We start from the raw sequence: 4423 nt of genomic DNA, 5'->3' as shown, positions 1-4423 counted from the left end.
CGATGCTGCGCAACAGCGGGTAGAACCCGTACCGCCACGGCTCCGATTTCATTCAGTACTCGTCAAGTTGCCAGTCGCGGTGACAAAGCTCCCACACGCGGTTTTGCATTGATGCAACACCACAGGAACGTCTTCGTCAAGCATTTCACAAGCTTCTACGATCTGATTATCGCCATGCTCGGGGCAACTTACCCAATCACCAAGGCGAGCATTGCGACGTCCATCGATCGTCATACTACCGCTGACCTTAATAACCCTTCCGCCGTGGCTGGTTGCATCACCATCACAACAAATCGAACGATTCATCAACATTTCCCTCTAGATATGAGTCAGTGAAACGCAGCATGCCGTTATCCAAATAACAAGTGCGCAACTTCCAGCAACTCACAAGCCGAGCGCAGCCTTGGTGGTTTGCCAGCTATCCTCAATGGCCTTCACTCCGCTATCCACTGCCTTTCCGGCTGTATTGGCGGCGGATGCTGCCGCTTGCTGCACTTGCTTCGCCGAGTCGATAGCCTTTTGCCGGGCGGCATCGAGTGCGGAAGACATTTCCTTCTGGAGGGTGTCGACCGTGTTGATGATGACTTTCTCGCCCTCATTGATTTGAGTGACTACCATATTCTTGCTCGTTTGATAAATCTCAACGGCATACTGCTGACCGGAACTGATCGTGTCGACCACAATCTGTTCTCCAACCTGATACGTCGTAGCAGCTATCTTTTCGCCACGTTTCCATTTTTCGACTACCACGCCTTGAGCGGAGGTATAGACTTTAATGACATAGTCTTTGGATGCCTCAATGTGCTCATCCAGCCATTGCAGCCCTGCCGCCATCACGTTCCGGCTGGCTTCAGTGATTCCACGAGGACGGAAATAGCTGAACGGCTCCACGCCATGAAGAAAGCCTGCCTTCGAGTCATGAACGTACTTGCCGAAGAATTGAACGACGTCTTCGTTCGCCGTAGTGTCCCATGCTTGCAATCGCCACGCGTCCGGCTTCACGAACTGGCCATACACCGTACCAATAAATTGCAGCCCAATCTGGGTGTCGTGCTGCTCGATCAGCAATGATCCTGCGGAACGACGACTTCGTAACGCCTGAACCTCACGGGCCATACTTACATGGCCGACAAGCCTATGGCCAAATTCGCTTTGGTTATCTGGTGTTTTGATACCACGTCGCCACATCGTTCCGTATGCAGCGTACATGGCCTTCATGTTCGCATCGACTTGCTGCTCAACCGAACCGCGAGATGGTACAGCGTTTCTGTATCGGTCGTATGCAGATTGTGTTTGCGGCTTTACCTCAAAGCGTTCTGCGAATATTGTGTTATATGATTTTTTTATCTGATCATACTCTAACAACCGCACTCCGCATTTGACCGCTTCTTTCATCATGTCACGAAGTGGGATACAACCGCAGTTGTTTGACCGATTCTGTTCAACGGGCTCATACCCGCCACCGACATCGGAGTGAGCTCCCGGATACACAAGTTCCGTCCAATTCGGCATCAAACTTCCGTTCTGGCGAATAATATCCAACGGGAATGAGAAACGCAATTCATGGGCAGCCACATAGTGAACGCATCGCTCCACAGCACCTGGGACCTTCAGATTTTTCTCAGTGAAGAATGAATCCATATTCGTAGTGGGCCCGCCAAACGACGCGACTGTATCGAACAGTCCCATAAAATGGAGACGAATAGGGAAACCCTGATATGTGAGCTGACCGTTTTTGTCTGTCTTGCAATCTTTCAAAAAATCATTGCTAAACGCGCGCGCTAAAGCTGCGCCACGTGAGAAGCCAAAAATTGACAGATTGATCATTTTGATCAATCGATGTTTTGCGAGCGCCTTACTCAATTCACTGAGGCTGTAGTCCTTTCCTTTTCCTGCATACTCCGTCGTCGTAGCATTCAGCTTTTTCGCGTTGTCCAGCAAGACCCGACGCAACGCTTCATTGACATTGTTTTTTCCAAATTCGTTTCGTCGGGTTCCACCTGCGCCGCCAGACAATCCGAATACATTGTCCTGAATATAGGTTTCGGAGCGGTCAAGCCAGTCGGTCGCGCCACCATTGAAATCCGTTCCAACACCAGAGATGTAGATGGGGTGAACTGTCGTGTCGCCCAATTCGGAAGCGAGTTGGGCAGCTCGCCACATTCGAGCAGGGTTCGCCCATTTTTTTAGCTTTTCGTCTACCTCCTTATTGTTTCCCGTTCCGTCGAAGTAGACGCTGATGTTGACGACGTCAGAGCAATCCTGCTTTGGCGCCGGTTGTCCCGGCGGGACATCACGATTAGTGGCTTGAGCCGCCTGCAAGATTTCCTTCTCACCGGTCATTGCGACGTTTCTCCCTGTAAATTTGCTCACCCTTCGGCGTCATCTCGGGCAGATGCGGAGATAGTGTCAGCTCCGCTGTTCTGTCGGGATAGACATGAACTCCAAGGTATCGATCGTCGGCTGAAATTTGAGTCGGCGACAGAGTCATCGTATTTATCGCCGCTACAGTGTCGCCATTTCCCGGCATTCCCTCCGGACCATCCCAACGCCATGTCAACCTTTGAGCACCAAGCGGGATCCGCACACCACTCAACACACCGCTTCCACCACCGTACGGGCCAGCAACGCCTATATCTTCTCCGTTTAAGAGCACATCAATAATCGCCCTATCAACATAGTTGAATAACACCACATCGAGAACGACTGCCGATTCCATAGAAATCCCCTTTTTACAGCCAAACAATGTACAGGACAAAAGTAGCGTCGATACATGCTTAACGAACCTACGGCGTGAGTTCATGGAAACTGCTCCAACGCTTGTGTGAGACTGAGTTCGCGCGACTTGACCTTCTGGAGCAATGTCGCAATCTCTTGACTCTCAATCATCCGGTCGCCGTATATCAAGGCTGCACATACGTAGTCGAGAATGTCGCGCATACCCCTAAGATTCAATTTTCGAGCTTCCTTCAGATGCTTTTCAACGCGCGCATATCTTTCCTGAACCGGTAGATCTGCCAAAATGCCAGGCCTGTTAGCATTGATATAACTAAGAATGTGATCCGGTACACTCGCCTCCACGAGCATGTCCACCTGAGTCTGAGTGAGCTTTAGCGGAAGCACCACTTCCTTTTCGCCCTCTGCGTTTGAGTCCTTGACAATCTGATGCATGCCTCCGTCACGGTCCCAGTACCACCATCCGGTCACGCAAGAAAGGAATTTTCCACATTCTCTTGTGGTCAATGCAGGACCGGGAACGTGCAAGGTGCGATCGTCCCGTTGTCCGACCAGTGTTCCAAGAATCGCAGGGTCCCAGAACGCAAAGATCATCTCCTCGCCATCGGGAAGGACGACTTCCGTCATTGTGTGTAAGTGGACGTAGAGCTCATCGAAACTCAACGGACTTGCAATGATGCTGAAGGCCGCTGGTACCGACGGTCCATAGCCAAATAACCATTGCCAGCTTTCTGCGTCTGCATCGAACTGTGGAAAGGTCATGAGATGAGGCGCGGCAGCGTCAAGATCCGGCCCTTGATCGAACGTCAAGAGACATTGGCTACGCGTTCCAAGGCTCTCGTGTAGTAATACTGACGGGTGCTGCTTGTCCTGCGCAGCATCGGCTATCAGGTAATAGTGCAAAGGAAGTTCAGTCGGGAGTGTCTGAAGCTGCGCCTTAAATTCCTTGATGCTCATACTCAGAATCCCTTATTCACAAAAGCGGATCGAGCCGTGGCGCGTTTGAGCAGGCACTCAATGCAGACATCCTTTGGCAGCATAGGCATCTCAACAGGCAAGTTCTTCGGCCCGGTGAGGTTAGGCCTAGCCGAATGTACGACCCAACTTCCATTCGTTCCAGTTTCAATACCACCCGCTTGCCACCTGGTGTAGCTGCCTCCACCGTTGATCAGCACTTCTTCCTTCGCTGTGATCGTGATGCGGTTAGCTGTCTGCGTAATGTTCAGCTTCGCCAAGATGTTGATGCTGTCTTTCAGCGCCCTCATATCAATGTCGCCGCCTGCTGCCACCAGACGCATGCCAGCCTGCTGCACGAACAATCTCAGCTTCGAGCGCACGGTGGCGAACAACGATATGCCTGCAGCAATCCCCACGTTTCCACCGGTCGTCAGCGCCAAGTGCTCGCCACTGGCCAGGTGGGTCGTACCCGCCGTGGTCGCCTGTATTCCGCTCGGACTCGCCAGTGTGAGATGCGGCTCGGCCAACTCCGGGAAATCGTTCTCGCCCGCTTTTGTGGTCCGTTTGAGTGTCGCGTTCTGCGCCTTCAGCGCCGCCGTCACCTCGCTTTGGTCGGCACCCGTGTCCTGCGCCTGATTCTGCTGCGCCATGCTCACGAGGCTCTCGTGCGTATCGCGGGCTTCGGTCAACCGCTGCACCGTTTCGCCCATGTCCTTCGCCGGGGAATTGG

General features: G+C 52.5%; 5 protein-coding genes. 1 reads left to right on the top strand and 4 read right to left on the bottom strand.

The window, feature by feature from the left end; genetic code table 11:
* Positions 1-336, top strand: a 336-nt coding sequence (locus tag BG57_RS34425; RefSeq protein ID WP_420912103.1) for a hypothetical protein, incomplete at its 5' end; no start/stop codon positions are given.
* A gap of 48 nt (positions 337-384) precedes the next feature.
* Here the strand turns inward: BG57_RS34425 and BG57_RS30495 are convergent.
* The 4 genes from BG57_RS30495 to BG57_RS30485 all read right to left on the bottom strand — a co-directional run.
* Entirely contained in the window at positions 385-2343 is a 1959-nt protein-coding gene (locus tag BG57_RS30495; RefSeq protein ID WP_052006113.1) for a T6SS phospholipase effector Tle1-like catalytic domain-containing protein, read from the bottom strand.
* A complete protein-coding gene (locus tag BG57_RS32875; RefSeq protein ID WP_152562758.1) occupies positions 2333-2719 on the bottom strand; it encodes a hypothetical protein in 387 nt (128 codons plus the stop codon). The genes BG57_RS30495 and BG57_RS32875 overlap by 11 nt, the downstream gene beginning before the upstream one ends.
* Positions 2720-2799: 80 nt before the next feature.
* On the bottom strand, positions 2800-3693 hold the full coding sequence (locus tag BG57_RS31350; protein ID WP_052006112.1) for a DUF4123 domain-containing protein: 894 nt from the start codon (positions 3691-3693) through the stop codon (positions 2800-2802).
* A gap of 2 nt (positions 3694-3695) precedes the next feature.
* A partial coding sequence (locus BG57_RS30485; RefSeq protein ID WP_035970947.1) for a DUF2345 domain-containing protein occupies positions 3696-4423 on the bottom strand: 728 nt, incomplete at its 5' end.

It is taken from the genome of Caballeronia grimmiae (assembly GCF_000698555.1).
Classification (GTDB): domain Bacteria; phylum Pseudomonadota; class Gammaproteobacteria; order Burkholderiales; family Burkholderiaceae; genus Caballeronia; species Caballeronia grimmiae.
This window is presented reverse-complemented; position numbering and strand designations above follow the sequence as displayed.